The 14634-nt window shown below is 68.5% G+C and carries 12 protein-coding genes; all 12 read left to right on the forward strand.

The genetic code is table 11. The features are described 5' to 3' along the window. Window positions 1–58 precede the first annotated feature (58 nt). The 12 genes from IPG50_30210 to IPG50_30265 all read left to right on the forward strand — a co-directional run bounded on the left by IPG50_30210 (window position 59) and on the right by IPG50_30265 (window position 14562). Complete coding sequence (locus tag IPG50_30210; protein MBK6696431.1) at window positions 59–1690, forward strand: hypothetical protein; 1632 nt, start codon at window positions 59–61, stop codon at window positions 1688–1690. Continuing rightward, window positions 1675–2154 carry a hypothetical protein gene (locus IPG50_30215; GenBank protein ID MBK6696432.1) on the forward strand — a complete coding sequence of 160 codons (480 nt, stop codon included), beginning with the start codon at window positions 1675–1677 and terminating at the stop codon, window positions 2152–2154. The genes IPG50_30210 and IPG50_30215 overlap by 16 nt, the downstream gene beginning before the upstream one ends. Before the next feature lie 51 nt (window positions 2155–2205). Next, on the forward strand, window positions 2206–3081 hold the full coding sequence (locus IPG50_30220; protein MBK6696433.1) for a LamG domain-containing protein: 876 nt from the start codon (window positions 2206–2208) through the stop codon (window positions 3079–3081). Window positions 3082–3146: 65 nt separating this feature from the next. Then, window positions 3147–3650, forward strand: a complete 504-nt coding sequence (locus IPG50_30225; protein MBK6696434.1) for a hypothetical protein — start codon at window positions 3147–3149, stop codon at window positions 3648–3650. A gap of 50 nt (window positions 3651–3700) precedes the next feature. Then, on the forward strand, window positions 3701–4774 hold the full coding sequence (locus tag IPG50_30230; protein ID MBK6696435.1) for a hypothetical protein: 1074 nt from the start codon (window positions 3701–3703) through the stop codon (window positions 4772–4774). A 151-nt stretch (window positions 4775–4925) separates the two neighbouring features. After that, window positions 4926–5627: a hypothetical protein gene (locus IPG50_30235; protein ID MBK6696436.1), complete on the forward strand. Its 702-nt coding sequence runs from the start codon at window positions 4926–4928 to the stop codon at window positions 5625–5627. 268 nt (window positions 5628–5895) lie between these two features. Next, on the forward strand, window positions 5896–6624 hold the full coding sequence (locus IPG50_30240) for an outer membrane beta-barrel domain-containing protein (protein ID MBK6696437.1): 729 nt from the start codon (window positions 5896–5898) through the stop codon (window positions 6622–6624). 72 nt (window positions 6625–6696) lie between these two features. Continuing rightward, entirely contained in the window at window positions 6697–7473 is a 777-nt protein-coding gene (locus tag IPG50_30245; GenBank protein MBK6696438.1) for a hypothetical protein, read from the forward strand. 3 nt (window positions 7474–7476) lie between these two features. Beyond that, complete coding sequence (locus tag IPG50_30250) at window positions 7477–9516, forward strand: hypothetical protein (protein MBK6696439.1); 2040 nt, start codon at window positions 7477–7479, stop codon at window positions 9514–9516. Window positions 9517–9524: 8 nt separating this feature from the next. Further along, complete coding sequence (locus IPG50_30255) at window positions 9525–12905, forward strand: tetratricopeptide repeat protein (GenBank protein MBK6696440.1); 3381 nt, start codon at window positions 9525–9527, stop codon at window positions 12903–12905. Continuing rightward, window positions 12902–14140 carry a tetratricopeptide repeat protein gene (locus tag IPG50_30260; protein MBK6696441.1) on the forward strand — a complete coding sequence of 413 codons (1239 nt, stop codon included), beginning with the start codon at window positions 12902–12904 and terminating at the stop codon, window positions 14138–14140. Before IPG50_30255 ends, IPG50_30260 begins: the two co-directional genes overlap by 4 nt. Beyond that, complete coding sequence (locus tag IPG50_30265; protein ID MBK6696442.1) at window positions 14137–14562, forward strand: hypothetical protein; 426 nt, start codon at window positions 14137–14139, stop codon at window positions 14560–14562. The genes IPG50_30260 and IPG50_30265 overlap by 4 nt, the downstream gene beginning before the upstream one ends. Window positions 14563–14634 lie beyond the last annotated feature (72 nt).

Here is a 14634-nt window from a genome sequence, read left to right on the forward strand (position 1 = left end):
GTGCGACGAGTCGCGCGAGCGTGGAAGCTTCATGATCACAGTGGCAAGGTAAAGCTGAATGTCTCGACTCCTCTCGGCGCTCCTCTCGCTGGCTCTCTTGGTCCTCTTGACGGCAGCCGGCTGCGGCGACGACAAGTCGCTGCCCGACGACTTCGGCGGCCGCGTCGGGGGCGGGGGCGACGGCGGGGCCGACGACATCATCTGCCTGGCGAACAACTGCACCGAGGACTTCCACTGCAAGGACTGCACGGGGAACAAGACCGTCTGCAAGAAGGACGAAGGCCGCTGCATCGCGTGCGGCCCGGCCGCCGGCGGGCGCGCTTGCCCACCGAAATACGCGTGCACCAAATACGGCGACTGCGTGCCGGAAGGCACCACTTGCACCGAAGACGGAGCCGGCGTCGCGACGCAAGCCTGTTCGACCAACGCGCAATGCGCCGCGTGCGGGCCCAATTTCCGCATCTGCGATCCGGGAGCGAAGAAGTGCACGAGCTGCACGCCGGGCGATCTCTCGCAGTGCCAGAAGACCGACTTCTGCAAAGACAACAAGTGCACGCCCAAGTGCCCGGCCGTCTGCGGCAGCGACAACGACTGCACGCAGTGCGGCGCCGGGGCGCGCGGCGCCCGCACGTGCGTTCGCGGCAAGTGTGTGCAGTGCAACCCCGAGAGCGGCACCGGCTGCCCGCAGGGTCAGTCATGCACGGCGCGCGGCGTGTGCCAGGTCATCTGCGGCAAGGGCGGCGTGACGGCGGCGGGGCCGCGCTGCGAAGGTGACAACGACTGCGCCGGCTGCCGGGCCACGAAGAACTGCGATCTGCCCATCAACGGAGGATTCGGCAAATGCGCTGTGCCGGCGCCCGGCTGCTCGGAGCTGGGCAAGGGCCTCTTCACGATGCCCGAGCCCTTCGACAAGGTAACGAACCTCTGCTCCGGCGACGCCGACTGCAAGAACGTCGACGTCGAATACAACGTCGGCAAGGAGCTCCGCGAGTTCACCGGCGTCTCGTTCTTGGGCGACGCGAGCATCAAGTACGGCATGAACGTCTGCGCCTCCATCGACATCATCGGGAGCAAGTCGTGCGGCGTGTGCGTGCCGTGCCGCAAGGACGCCGACTGCAAGTCCATCGACATGACGGCGCTAGGCGGCCAGCTCGCCGGAGGCCTCGGCAAGGCGCTCGTGGCCAAGACGATGGACACGGTCTTCGGTCGGAGCGACAAGAAGATCCACTTCTATTGTGAGAACCTCGGCACCTACGGTCTGTGCCTCCCGTGCGGCAATCCTCTCTCCCGCTGCGGCGACGATCCGCCACCGGCGAGCGGCCCGTGCAACCACGACATCTGCACACGCGGCGAGAGGCTCGGCGTTCAGTGCAACGAATGCACGGCGAAGGTCTGCGAGAAGGACTCGTATTGCTGCACCACGGCGTGGGACGCCGAGTGCATCAGGAAGACCGAGTCGTTGTGCTCGAAGTATCCGTCGTGCCTCGGCCAGTCGTGCTCCAACAAGGCGGATGGTTGGTATTGCAGTGAGGAGCTCGACCCGGTGACGAAGAGTCGCGGACGCGGCGCTTACAAGTGCGTGAAGGGCAGTCAAACGGACGGGAATCCGTGCAATCAGACTGAGAAGTTCTGTCACCCTCAAGGGGACGATTGGAAGAAGCTGGCGCAGTCTATGTGGTTGGCCTCCTGACCAAGGCGGGCGGCGGATTTCTCATCGACCATCCGTCAGCCCCCACCGAGAAGACACTCACCCATTCTTTCGTCGAGTCGCCCGACATGAAGAATCTCTACGACGGGGTCGGCGTAGCGGATGCGAGAGGCGAACTCGCGGTGGAGCTGCCGGCCTACTTCGAGGCGCTCAACACCGACTTCCGGTACCAGCTCACGGCGCTCGGCGGTGCTGCGCCAGACCTTCATGTGAAGGAAGAACTGAAGGCAAATCGATTCGTCGTCGCGGGGGCCAAAGCCGGGCAGCGCATCTCCTGGAGCGTGACCGGCATACGCAACGACGCGTGGGCGCGCGCCAACAGAATCGTCCCGGAGCAAGACAAGCCCGAGGCGGAGAAGGGAACGTTCCTTCACCCGGAAGCACACGGACAACCCGCCTCCTCCTCGGTCCATACGATGCGGCATCCGGCACCGACGCCGCTGTAGGCGGCGTCGCGTGGGGCACCTCACGGGCCCCTCGTGATACAAGAGGAGGGCATGAGGCGTCTGACGCGCAAAGGCACGCGCGAGGCCGTGTGCCGTCTCACCGCAGGGATGGCCATCGCGTGGTCTCTCGCGGCGTGTGAAGGTCTCCTCGGCTTCGCGTCCTTCGAGGACCCCGCGCGCGGCGACCCGGTCGATAGCGAGGGCGGCCTCGCGGTGCTCGACAGCGGGGCTACGCTCGAAGGCAGCGACGGCGCCAATGCCGGACCGCCCGATGGGGACGCTTCGGCATCCGATGCGACGGGCGATGCTTACCTTCGCCCGTCGCCCTGCAGCGGTGTGGCCGATAGCGGCCCCATCGTGTGCATCACGTTCGAGAGCCTCCCCATCAAGAACGAATCGCCCGGACCGGCCGTTACGTCGGCCACGGGCGTTGGGCTGGTCCAAGGTCAGCCGGGCCTCGACCAGGCAGGGCTCTTCGACGGAGGCTCGCTCGGGCTGTCGTCCGACCAACGCTTCCAGAGCGACAAGATCACGATCGACGCGTGGCTCAGACCCAGTGCCGTTGCCAAGGCCTCGATCTTCGAGATCAGCGGCTATCTAGCGATGCAGTTGAATGCCGCCAACCAGCTGGTGTGTCGGCATGGCACCATCGCGATTGCGGCCGCCACAACGACGGCCACCTTGCAGCCGGGCGTGTGGACCCACGTCGCGTGCGTCTTTGAAGGCACCGCAACGGGGTACGTCGATGGAGTCCCTCGCGCCTCCGCCGGCCCGGTGGCGCCCGGTACGGTGACCCCGGGTGCGCTCGTCACCGTAGGCTCCGGCATCACGACGAAGTTCGACGGTCAGATGGATGAGGTGCGCTACTTCGTCCGCGCCATGGAGCAAACGGAGATCGCCGCGGCTGCGACGCCGCCAAAGCCTTGACCTGGTCGACCTGCGCATCGGGCAAAGCCCCGTCGAGGGCGACCGTTCCGAACTACACTCGCGCGATGCGCACGCTGGCGACTCTGCTCTTCTGCGTCCTCGGCCTCGCCTCCTGCGTCGGTCCCACGCTCGTCGTGCAGCAATACAAGGGCGAGGTGCGTCCTCGGTATCAAGTCGCGATCTTGCGTCAGCGCGGCGTCGACACGGCACGCATCGCGACGCTCGACGGTGACGACGTCGCGGTGCCCATCGCCAGCGACGTGCGCCTCCACCTGGAGATGCTCCCGGGCGAGCACGCCGTCAGCGCCTTCGACCAGCGTGATCCGAACCGCGTCACGCCCGAGCTTCGCTTTCTCGCCGAGGCCGGCCGCACGTACCGCGTCGACGTCGCGAGTGCGGAGTACGGCCACGGCGTCCTTGGCCGCGTCGTGGAGATCGACCCCGACTCGGAGCGCGAGGTGCGCGACGTGACAGCGACTCGGCGGGAGCGAACTCGCGACGAGGGCGCGAGCCGCGCGGCGGAAGGCGGCCCCGACGGTGGAGCTGAGCCGGTCCGCTCGCCAGAATAGCGCCCGCCCCGGAGTTCCCCGAGCACCGAGTCCTCACGTACGCTGGCCCGATGCTGCCGCCGGATGTCGCCGCGCGCGTCACAGTGGAGGCCACTCGTGCCGCCTTCTTCGTGGGGCTGCCGGCGCTCGCACTCTTCGTCGCGACCGTGCGGCGTCGCTCGCTCCTGGGGCAAGCCAAGCGCTCCCGCGACGCAGGCCACGGCGAAGGCCCCTTGCGACCGGGCGCGTCGACCATCATCCACGGCGTGGTGGAGCCAACGCCGGCCGACGAAGCGGCCATCGAGATCACCATCACGCAAGAGGGCCACGAGCGCGGCCCCAAAGACGCGCTCACGCATTCGTGGCGCGAGGTTGGCCGCGAGGCCCGCGCGGTGCCGTTCGTCGTCGCCGACCGACGCGGCTTTCGGGTGCGCGTCGAAGCCAACGACCAAACGCGCCTCGTCGACGCGCTCGACGAGGTCACCTACGAGCCCAATCCGAACGTGCGTCGCCGCCGCGCCCGCCTCGTAGCTGGCGAGCCCATCTACGTCCTTGGCGAGCTCGCGGAAGAGGCCGTAGGCGGCGCCTATCGCGGCCAAGACGCCGCGCTCGTGATGCGGGCGCCAAAGCGCGGCGCCCTCGTGTGCTCGACGCGGCCGCTCGACGAGCGCTTCCTACGCGACGCGACACGCCACGGTCGATTCGCTTGGTTCTTCGGCGCGGTCGCGCTCTTGCTCCTCGCCTTCGAGATCCCGCCCATGCTGGCGCTCCTCCGCGCGAGCCCTGACACCGTCACGGTGATCGGCACCCGCATGAAGCCCGGCCCCAACACCAACTGCTACGTAGACGTGCGAGCCTCACACGGCGACGCGCTAACCCTCCGCATGCCTCCCTCCGCGTGCAAGACGCTCAAGGCCGGCGACACGTTCACGCGCCTCAGACCGATTGAGTCGGCGTGGCCGTTCTTGTCCTTGCCGACGTTCGCCATCATGTTGCTCGGGCTGATCACCTTCGCCGTTGGACGGCGCCGACCCTGGTACGAAGCGGCCGTCATCGACGTCGGAGTGGGCCCACTGGCACGCCCCGCGAAGGCGGGCCACGAACTCGACGCCTTCTCTCAGAACGCCGACGCGAACGACTCCTGACGGCGTGTCGCGTACCTGCGCCGCCACCGACGACCGACGGATCGTGCGATTCCGCGAAGACGACCGCGACCACACATAGGCGCCGCCGCCACACATGCAGTCTGCACCCATCACCCTAGCGGCGCGAGACGGAGCGTTCTAGATTTCGTCCATGCAAGGCTGCTCGAGTTGCGGCAGGGTGCCAATCGCGGAGACGCCCAAAGCGCTCTCGAACTCGCTCGGCGGGAGCGCCTCGACGTATTCGGTGGCCCACGGCATCAAGAATGTGTCGAACCGTGGAGCGAACGGCGTGCCTGGCATTCGCCTCGACATGAAGTCTGAGAAGTCGCTCGCGTGGGTGCGGGCAGCAGCGCCCTTCAACGCGTCAGACATCCCCGAGAAGGTCACGAGCAAGCTCTGGGTCAACATCGCCTGCGACAGCCTTGTCGTCGACGCCGACGGAAACGTGGGTGGTGCACTCGCGGAGCAATACGTCGCCAACGGCGGGCAAGCGTATATCGGCATCGTCGGGAGCCCGAGCGCCTTCGCGGGAGACGGCTACGCGAAGCGCGCGCAGGAGCTCGTGAAGGCGAACCCTTCGATGACGGGGGCGCAGCTCGCGGACAAGATGAGCCGCGAGGCGTGGGGGTCGAAGCCCGGCATGGAGCAAGATCGGCAAGCACGCCTCGATGCGGGAAAAAACGAGGCCACAGCGGGCATGGGACGCAGCTCCATCTCGGCGATCGCTCCGGCAAAGTCACCGCAGTTCTTTTGTTACGGCCCCGGCTGCGATCTCCCCCTCGGCCAGGTCATCGACGGGAAAGCCCAAGGAGAAGACCAGCGCCCCGGCGATCGACCCTACCCAAGCCTGTAGTGCTCCCGAAACGACGCGGGGCCCGCGATCGGGCAATGCGGCAACGCTCCACCACTCCCGGCAGGCGTCGGGGAGGTAGGCCCCCGGCGCCATCTCTCGCGGCTGAATCATTTCGTTGGGATCGGCCCGCGAGGGCGTTGGCGCGCCCCGTGCTTCGAAGCCAGCATGCTCCACAACTACTGACAAAACTCGGCACCCCAATCTCCATTCTTTCGACGTCCTCTGCCGTCGTTGACACCGCTTCGGCCAGCCTGTTATCCGAAACGCGGTGCGTTCCCCTCTCCTCGCCAAGAGCGCCCGCTCGGCGCGTCGGCGCTGGTTTCGGGGTCTTCTGGCCCTCGTCGCCGTCGCGACCGCGTGGGTTGTGCTCGTTGCGACGGAGCGCGACGCCCTCGCGCAATGCGTCGACGACGAGCTGAAACAGGAGCTCGTCGGCGGCCGTCACTACCGGGGCGTCCAGGAGCGCCTCTTCGTGAAAGCGTTCCGCCACGAGCTGTCCGGCATGGGCGGCTGGTACGCGGCGGACCTCTACTCCTCGAGCTGGGTCGCCGGCGGAGCCTACACGTTTCACTTCTCGGAGGATTTCGCGCTCGAAGCGAGCGCGGCGTTCAATCGGTTTCGCTCCAAGGCGACCGACAGCTACGAGAAGCGCTACCCACAGATCCAGGTGCAAGAGCGGGCCGATCGGCCGGGCCGCCAGTACTTCGGGCATCTGCTTTGGTCGTTCGCCTACGGCAAACTGCGATGGGCTGGCGGCGGCATCACACGCTTCGACCTCAACGCCGCGCTCGGCGCCGGCGTGACCGACGACGACACCTCGCAAGGCCTCACCGGCAGCTTCGGCATGGGCACCAAGTGGTACTTCGGAAAGTGGTTCGCCCTCCGCTTCGACCTGCGCGATCACATCTTGCGAGAAGTGCTGCTCGGCGAAGAGCACCTCGTGAACGACATCGTGGCGACGGGCGGCTTCAGCGTCTTCGTCCCGTTCGGGTGGTAGGTGCGGGCGCCCATGTAGGCACCCCACACGCGTCTAGCCCTAGCGCGCGAACCAGGGGAAGATGCGGTTCTCATGAGATTGCGGTTTTCGGCGATCGTCTCGGGGCTGCTCGTGGCGGCCGCCTGCCTTGGAACGATGGCCGACGGGCCGGAGGCGAGCGCTCAGCAGCCGAAGAAGGACCGCAAGCGCCCACCCAAGCCTGCGGCCGCCGCCGTCGTCGACGCCGGTGCGGCAGAGGCCAAGGCCGACGACGACAAAGAGAAGGACAAGGGCGCCCCGCTGGCGGCTGCCGGCGACGCCGGCGCCGCGATCGAGCTCGGCGACGGCGGCACCCGCATCTCGCCGCTGACGCCGCTCGCGAATGAGCTGCCTCTCGCGAGCGACGCCGGGACCGTCGACTACGACCGCCTCATCGCCGACATCGCATCGCTGCGCACGCGCGTCGCCGCCGTGGGTGAGGGACTCTTTCAATCGCGCATGACCATCGCGCTGCGCCTCGAGGGTGAGCGCGCGAGGCCGCACCGCCTCACCGTCTCCGTCGACGACGGCGTCGTCTACACGAGCCCGCAGGGGTTCCGCGGCGACGAGATGACGCCGGTCTTCGGGCGAGCGCTCGCGCCGGGCCGCCACGCCGTCACCGTCGACGTGGAGCGCGAAGATCGCGAGAACGCCGCCTACAAGAGCGGGCAGCGCTCTCGCTTCATCGTCGAGGTGAGCCGCGACGAGCAGCTCGACGTGGAGCTGCGCGTGGAGGACGACTCAACGATGGGCGACCTGCCCTCCAAAAAGGGCGGTCGCTACGATCTGCGTGTCCGCATGAAGGCGAACGCTCGCGCCTTGAAGAAGTAACGCATGAAGAGTCGCCGTGTCGCCGCCGCCGTCTCACTCGCTTGGCTCGTCAGCCTCGCGGGGAGCGGTCACGCGCAAACAGCGGCGCCGGCAAAAGAGAAGCTCGCCGACGGCGCGCCCGCGGCACAGGGGCCCGCCGCGGCGCCGCCAGGGGCGCCGACGGGGACGCCGACACCTGCCGATCCGTCGCAGGGCGACAAGATGCGCGACTACCACGCGGCCTTGCGCGGGCGTCGCCTCGGCTCGCAAGAGGCCATGGGACTCGACTACGTGCGAGCGCGCGTATCGGAAGCCGAATCGCTAAGGCACGCGGGGCGCAACGACGAAGCCGCGGCACGCCTCGTCGAGCTCGTTGAACACCCGCAGTTTGAGCCATTCCAAGAGAACGAAGAGGGCAAGGCCGCCATCTACTTGCTCGGCGACACACTCGCCGCGAGCTCCGCCTACGAGCCGGCGCGCGCCTATTTGCAACGCCTCCTGACGCAAAAGACAGCGTCGCTCGCCGGCGGCTCCTACGCCGCGCGTGCCGTGCGGCGCCTCGTCGACATCGCCCTCGAGACACGGCGCTACGACGTGGTGCTCGCCGATCTCAAAGCCGTGCCCGCGAGCGCACCGGAAGAGATCCGCGGCGAGGTCTCGTACCTCACGGGCCGCGCCCGCGAAGGAGGCGACGCCGACGGTGCCATCGCCGCGTACGGCGTCGTCACGCCGCGCTCGCGTTTTTGGGCGCAAGCGACCTACCGCGCGGGCCTCTTGCACACGGCGCGCGGACGCCTGAAAGAAGGAGAGAACCTCTTCTGCCGGGTCGCCGATCCGAAGCGCCAAGGCGCCGGCGGCGTCTCGCCGGTCTTCGGTGACGCTCGCTTCTTCGCGGTGCGCGATCTCGCGCGCCTAGGCCTTGGTCGCATCGCCCACGAACAGGGCCGCTTCGACGACGCGCGCTACTACTACTACCTCGTGCCCCGCGACTCGAACCGCCTCGCCGAGGCGCTCTACGAGTCGGCCACGGGCCGCTACGAAAAGAAGGACTACGAAGGCGCCCGCGAGCTTCTGAACGAGCTCCGCGGCCTCGGCGCGCACCACGTCTACGAGGACGAGGCGCAGATCCTCGACGCCTACGTCGACCTTGCACAATGCAAGTTTCCCGACGCAGACAAGAAGCTCGTCCTATTCCTTTCGCGCTACGAGCCGGTGCGCGACGCGGCCCGGCGGGTGGCCGCCGACGAGCGCGCCATGGCGGGCCTTTTGTCGGTGACGCGCGGGGCCGCCCCGAGCGCCGCCGAAGCCGGCGCGGCAACGCCGGACACGCTCGCGACCATCGCGTCGCTGGTGCGCGTTGACGCCGCCTACGGCGCCGCCGTGAAGCAACGGGCGGTGCTGGAGCGCGAGGCGAGCGGTCTCAAGCTCGCGGCCCGGCAACTCGGCGAGCTCGCGCGTACGATGCAAACGGCCGGTGGCGTGGCACCGGCGCTCGCCGATGGTCACGTGGACGAAGGGCCGAAAGACGTGCAAGCCGCCATCGACGGCGTGCGCCGCGAGATCGACGCGCTCGAGGCGGCCAAGGTCCCCGAGGCCCGGACGACCATGTTGCGAACGGAGCTCGCAGAGCTCGAGGCCCGGCTCGCCACGAGCCGCGGCACGGCGGCGGCCGGCGCGGGGACCTTGAGCAGCAGCAAAGGCGCCGACTTGCCGGATCTCTTGCTCCAAGACGGCGCGAGGGCGCAGGCCTTGGCCCCCAACGTCGAGCGGGCGCGGCGCGAGCTCGAGCGCACCGAGTCCGCCTACGCGAAGGACGCGCTGCGCCGCTTGGATTTGCGCCTCTCGCGTCTCCTCCGTCGAGCGCGCCTCGGCCGCATCGAGTCGGTGCTCGGAAAGAAGCGAGCCCTTGAGGTCGAGATCGAGGCCATCGCCAACGGCTACTTGCCGAACGACGCCGTCGATTCGCTCGATGCCGCGCGGTACCTGAAAGACAACGAGGAGTATTGGCCCTTCGAAGGCGACGATTGGCCCGACGAATACGTGGGCAGCGAGGGCCTCAAGTGAGGGGCCGCTTGGCGCTCGTCCTTCTCTCGGCGCTCGCGCTGCCGACCCTGGCGCTCGCCGCCGATCCGAAGGGCACGACGCCCCCCGCCGCCGCGGCCCCACCAGGAGGCGCCGGCAGCACCGGCGCGCTCAAGGCCGCCGCCGAGCGCTCCGTAACAGCGGCGGCCCCGCCGAAGAGCGCCGCGCCGCGCGGTGGTGCGCGCGAGAACACGGCGGGCCGGCCCGCGGTGCGCGGCCCAAAGTTGCCGCCGGAGACGTTGGCCCGGCTCCGCGGGCAGCTCGATCGCCGCGTCGAAAACGATCTCAAGGAAGCGCGCGCGCTCCGCGGCGAGGCCATCGGCCTCCTCACGACCTTCGTGAGCGAGACGCCGCGCGACGCCGCGGAGCTTCCGGAAGCGCTCATGCGGCTCGGCGAACTGCGGTGGGAGGTCGAGCGGGAAGGCTTCGTCGAGCGCTTCCGCGCCTGGGAGAAGCGCCCCGTCGATCAGCGCGGCGCGACGCCCGCGCCGGACTACGTGCCGGCGCGTGAGCTCTTCGGGCGCGTCTTGCGCGACTACCCGCGCTTTCGTGACTACGATCTCGCGCTCTACGTCGACGGCTTCCTCGCGACGGAGCAAGGCAAGGAAGACGACGCGCTGGCGCGCTTCGAGCGCATCCTCCGCGAGTTCCCGCGTTCGCGGTTCGTGGCCGACGCGCACATGGCGAAGGCCGAGGCCCTCTTTTCAGCGAAGTACGACTACGCGGCCGCGCTCGCCGAATACGAGAAGGTCCTCGCGTTTAAGAAGAGCGACCTCTACGGCCTCGCGCTCTTCAAGAGCGCCTGGTGCCTCTGGCGCCTCGGCAAGACCGATGACGCCGCACGGCGCTTCGTCAGCGTCTTCGAGGTCACCGACCAAGCAGCGACCGGCGGCGCGTCGGCCTCGCAAAAGAAGCAGCTCGACGAGCTCCAGAGCGAGGCCCTCAAGTACCTCGTCGAGGTGTTCACGGAAGACGAGAAGAACACCGCCGGCGACGTGCACCGATTTCTCCAGAAGATCGGCGGCGATCGCTTCGCGGCGCGCGTCGTAAAGGCGCTGGCGGAGCAGTTCTACGATCGCTCGCAGTACGAACGCGGGATGGAAGCCTACGAGCTGCTCATCCGCCTCGATCCGGCGAGCCGCGACGCACCTTCGTGGGTCCTCGAGATCGCTGCCGGCTGGGAGACGCTCGAGAACTGGCCCAAGCTGAACGCGACCTACCAGCGCATCTTGAAGGACTTCTTGCCGGGCGGCGCGTGGGCGCGCACCCAGGCCGACGCGGCGCACGTGCAGGCGACAACGACGCGCATCGAGGTCGCGCTCCGCGAGCACGCACTGCAACTTCACGCGAAGGCGCAGAAGGACAAGACGAGTCGCGCCGAGTTTGAAGGCGCCGCGGCGCTCTACATGACGTACCTCTCGCGGTTTGCGCCCGCACCGAACGCGTACCAGGTCGCGTTCTACCTGGCCGAGATCGACTTCTACCGGCTCGACAAGAACACCGAGGCGGCCACGTACTACATGGCGGCGGCCCGCGGCGTCCCTGAGAAGGAGGCGGCGAAGGAGCCGGCGCGCACGCTGCGCCGCGACGCGATCTACAACGCCATCGCCGCGCTCGAGCGCGTGCGCGTCGCCGAGCTCGAGGCACGCAAGGGCAAGCCGCAGGCGCAGGAGACCGAGAGCGACAAGAAGTTCGCCGAAGCGCTCGACCTCTACGCGCAGCTCTACCCTGCCGATCCGTCGCTGCCGGAGCTCTTCTTCCGTCAGGGGCGCCTCTACTACGAATACGGCGTCTTTGATCCGGCGGTGAAGATCTGGGGCGGGCTCCTCGAGAAGTTTCCGCGCAGTCAGTTCGCTCAGCCGGCCGGCGAGCTCATCCTCGACTCGTTCAACAAGTCGAAGAACTACGACAACATCGAGACCTGGGCGCGGCGCCTCAAGGCGGCTCCCTCGTTCCAAGCCAAAGAGCAGCAGCAGAAGCTCGACGTCTTGATCGTCCAGGCGGTCTTCAAGCAGGGCGAGCAGAAGTCCGCCGCCGGCGACCACGCGGGCGCCGCCAAGGCCTACCTGCGGGCCGCCAAAGAGTTCCCGCGCGACGCGCGCGCCGCGCAAGCGTGCGTGAACGCCATCTCGGCGGCTCAAAAGGGCGCCGACGTGGCGACGCTCCGTGAAGCGGCGCAGCTGGTGGCTTCGAAGGAGCATCGCGACAAGGCCGAAGCGCCCGAGGGCACGTGGCTCGCGGCGACGACGTTCCAGGCGATGGGCCTCTACGGCGACGCCGCCGAGTTTCACGAGGTCATCGCGGCGGCCGCTGACAAGCCACCGTTTTCGAAGTTTGAGAAGGCGAAAGACGCCGCCTACAACGCGGTCATCTTGCGGGCTGCGCTCGGCGAAAATGACAAAGCGGTGCAAGACGGGCAGCGCTACCTCGCCGCCTACGGCTCGTCGGCGGAGGCCGATGACGTGGTCTTCCAGATGGGACGCGCCCACCAGAACGCGAACCGGAACAAGGAGGCCGTCGACCTCTACAAGCGGTTCCTCGCGAAGGCGAAGAGCGCCGACGATCGCGTGAAGACCTACGTGCTGCTCGCCAAGGCGCAGCTCCGCACCAGCGACGGCAAGGGCGCCGACGAGTCGCTTCGCGCCGCGGTGACGACGGGCAAGCAGCGGCGCGCAACGCTCTCGGCGGAAGGCAAATACGCGGCGGCGCAGGCCCGGTACATGGAAGGCGAGCGCGTCCTCGAGCGCTTTGAGCAGATTCAGATCCAAGGCGACGTGAAGCAACTCTCGGCGCGCCTCAAGCAGAAGGCCGAGCTGCTCAAGCAAGCGGCCAGCATCTTGCTCGACACGGTCTCGCTCGGCGTGGCCGAGTGGACGACGGCTGCGCTCTACCAGATCGGGCGCACCTACGAGCTGTTCGCCAAGTCGCTCCGCGACGCGCCGCCGCCGCCCGGCATGTCCGACGCCGACAAGGAGGGCTACCAAACGCAGATCGACTCGTTCGTCGTGCCCATCGAAGAGCGAAGCCTCGATGCCTACGAAACGGGCTGGAAGAAGGCCATCGAGCTCGGCATCTACAACCAATGGACCGCCAAGATGCGCGAGGCGCTCGGTCGCTTGAACAGCGAGCTGTTCCCCCCGCTCAAGGAGATCGGCGCCGACATTCGCAGCGTCTCGCCGCTTCCCTTCCCACCGCTGATGGATGCTCCGCGACGCGGCGCATCCGGTGCCCCGGCGGCGACGGCGACGCCCGCCGCACCGTCCACGGCAGCCACCGCTCCGACGACGCCGACCGCGCCGGCGACGAAGACGCCGGTCGCCACGCCGGCGCCAAAGAAGGAGCCGAAGGGCAAACCGAAGGGGGCCAAGTGATGCGAGGCACCGCGCTCATGCTCGCGAGCCTTCTGGGTGCGCTCTCAGGTTGCGGCGGCGCGCAAGACGGGGAAAAGGGCGCCGCAACGCCCGCTCACCTGGCGCCGGCGAACCCGCAGGCCGTGACGAAGATGGCGCAGGCCGTCGCGGCGGCGCGAGAGCCGCAGGGCCGTGAGCGCGCGATCGTGCTCTTGCGAGAGGCCATCGCCATCGACGGCAATCTGTGGGAGGCGCGCTACAACCTCGGCGTTGTGCTCGCACAGACCGGCGATCTCGCGTCGGCCGAGGAGCAACTCGAAAAGTCGTTCCGTCTCGCCGAAGGCACACAAGAAGTGACGCTGGCTTTGGCGGAGGTGCAGCGGCGACGCGGCAAGTACAAGGACGCGGCTGAAACGCTGTCGAACTTCGTCAGCAAGAACCCCACCGTGGCGAGCGCTTCGATGGCGTATGTGTCGGCGCTCCGCGACGCCGGGCAGGTCGACAAGTCCATGGCGGCGGCGAAGGATCTCTTGGCGAAGAAGCCCGGCGACGCGTCGGCGCTCGCCGAATTGGCGCTGTGTCACCTCGCGAAGGGCGAGCGTGAAACGGCGGCGCTCCTCGCGAAGCAGGCGCTCGAATCGAATCCTAAGAGCGCCGTCGCGGAGCGAGCCACGGGGCTCATCGCGCTCGGCGCCGGCGACGACGCGGTGGCGTTTCGTTCGTTCCAGCGCGCGGCGCAAGAAGATCCGCGCGACACGACGGCGCGCATGAACATGGCGACGGTGCTCTTGCGCGCCGGCGCGTACGGAAAGGCCGCGGAGCAGTTTCGCGCGATCTTGGCGGCGAATCCGGAAGACGACGACGCGGCCGTGGGCTTGGCGACGGCGCTGCGCGGCGACTCGGAGCCGCAGCGGCCGAAATACGAAGAGGCCCGCGCGGTTCTCGAGAAGGTGCTGGCTCGCGATCCGCACCACACGGCGGCGCTCTTCAACCTCGCCGTGCTCAACGCCGATTTTCTGAAGAAGCCTGACGCCGCCGTGCCGCTCTTTCGGCGCTTCCTCGCCGACGCGCCCGGCGATCACAAGTCGCGCGCCGAAGCGGAGCGAGGCCTCGCGGCGCTGGGTGCGCAGAAGGGCCCCGCCGCTACGCCAGCCCCGGCCCCAGCCGCACCAGCGCCGGCGGCCGCGCCGAAGGCGCCAGCCGCGGCTGCCCCCGCCCCGCCGAAACCCAAACCGAGAGAGGAGAGCGAGGAGTGAGCGGCGAGAGCAAGCGCACAGTCCTGTTCGTACTCGTGACCGCCGGCAGCTTCGCCTTGGTGACGGCGCTGGCGAGCGCGCAAACGAAGAAGCGCGAACGCGGCGTGAAGCCCGCGGCGGCGCGCGTCGACGCTGGAGCGCGAGGCGACGCGGGGCAAGCCCCACAAGCCACGCACGCCGCGCCGCCAACGGCGGCCGGCAGCAAGGCCGCGCGCGAAGACGCCGGCTTCGTCGAGACCAAGACGCTCGACGGCGGGGCCCGCGTCTTCCGCTTCGGTGAGATGGAAATCGAAGGGCGCTTGCGGAACCCTCAGCTCGTCTATTTCTTGCGGCGCGTGCGCGCGGAGTTCGCGGCCGGCGATTTGGGGCACCGCACCTTCATGCAGGAGCTCGCCGAAACGAAGGACGACCCCGCCTTCTAGCCGTCCAGGCGCCTTCCGCCTTCGTCGTCGTAGTCGCGGTCGTGGTCGCGGATCGGCGGCGAGGCCCGCGGC

It is taken from the genome of Myxococcales bacterium (genome assembly GCA_016703425.1).
GTDB lineage: Bacteria > Myxococcota_A > Polyangia > Polyangiales > Polyangiaceae > JADJCA01.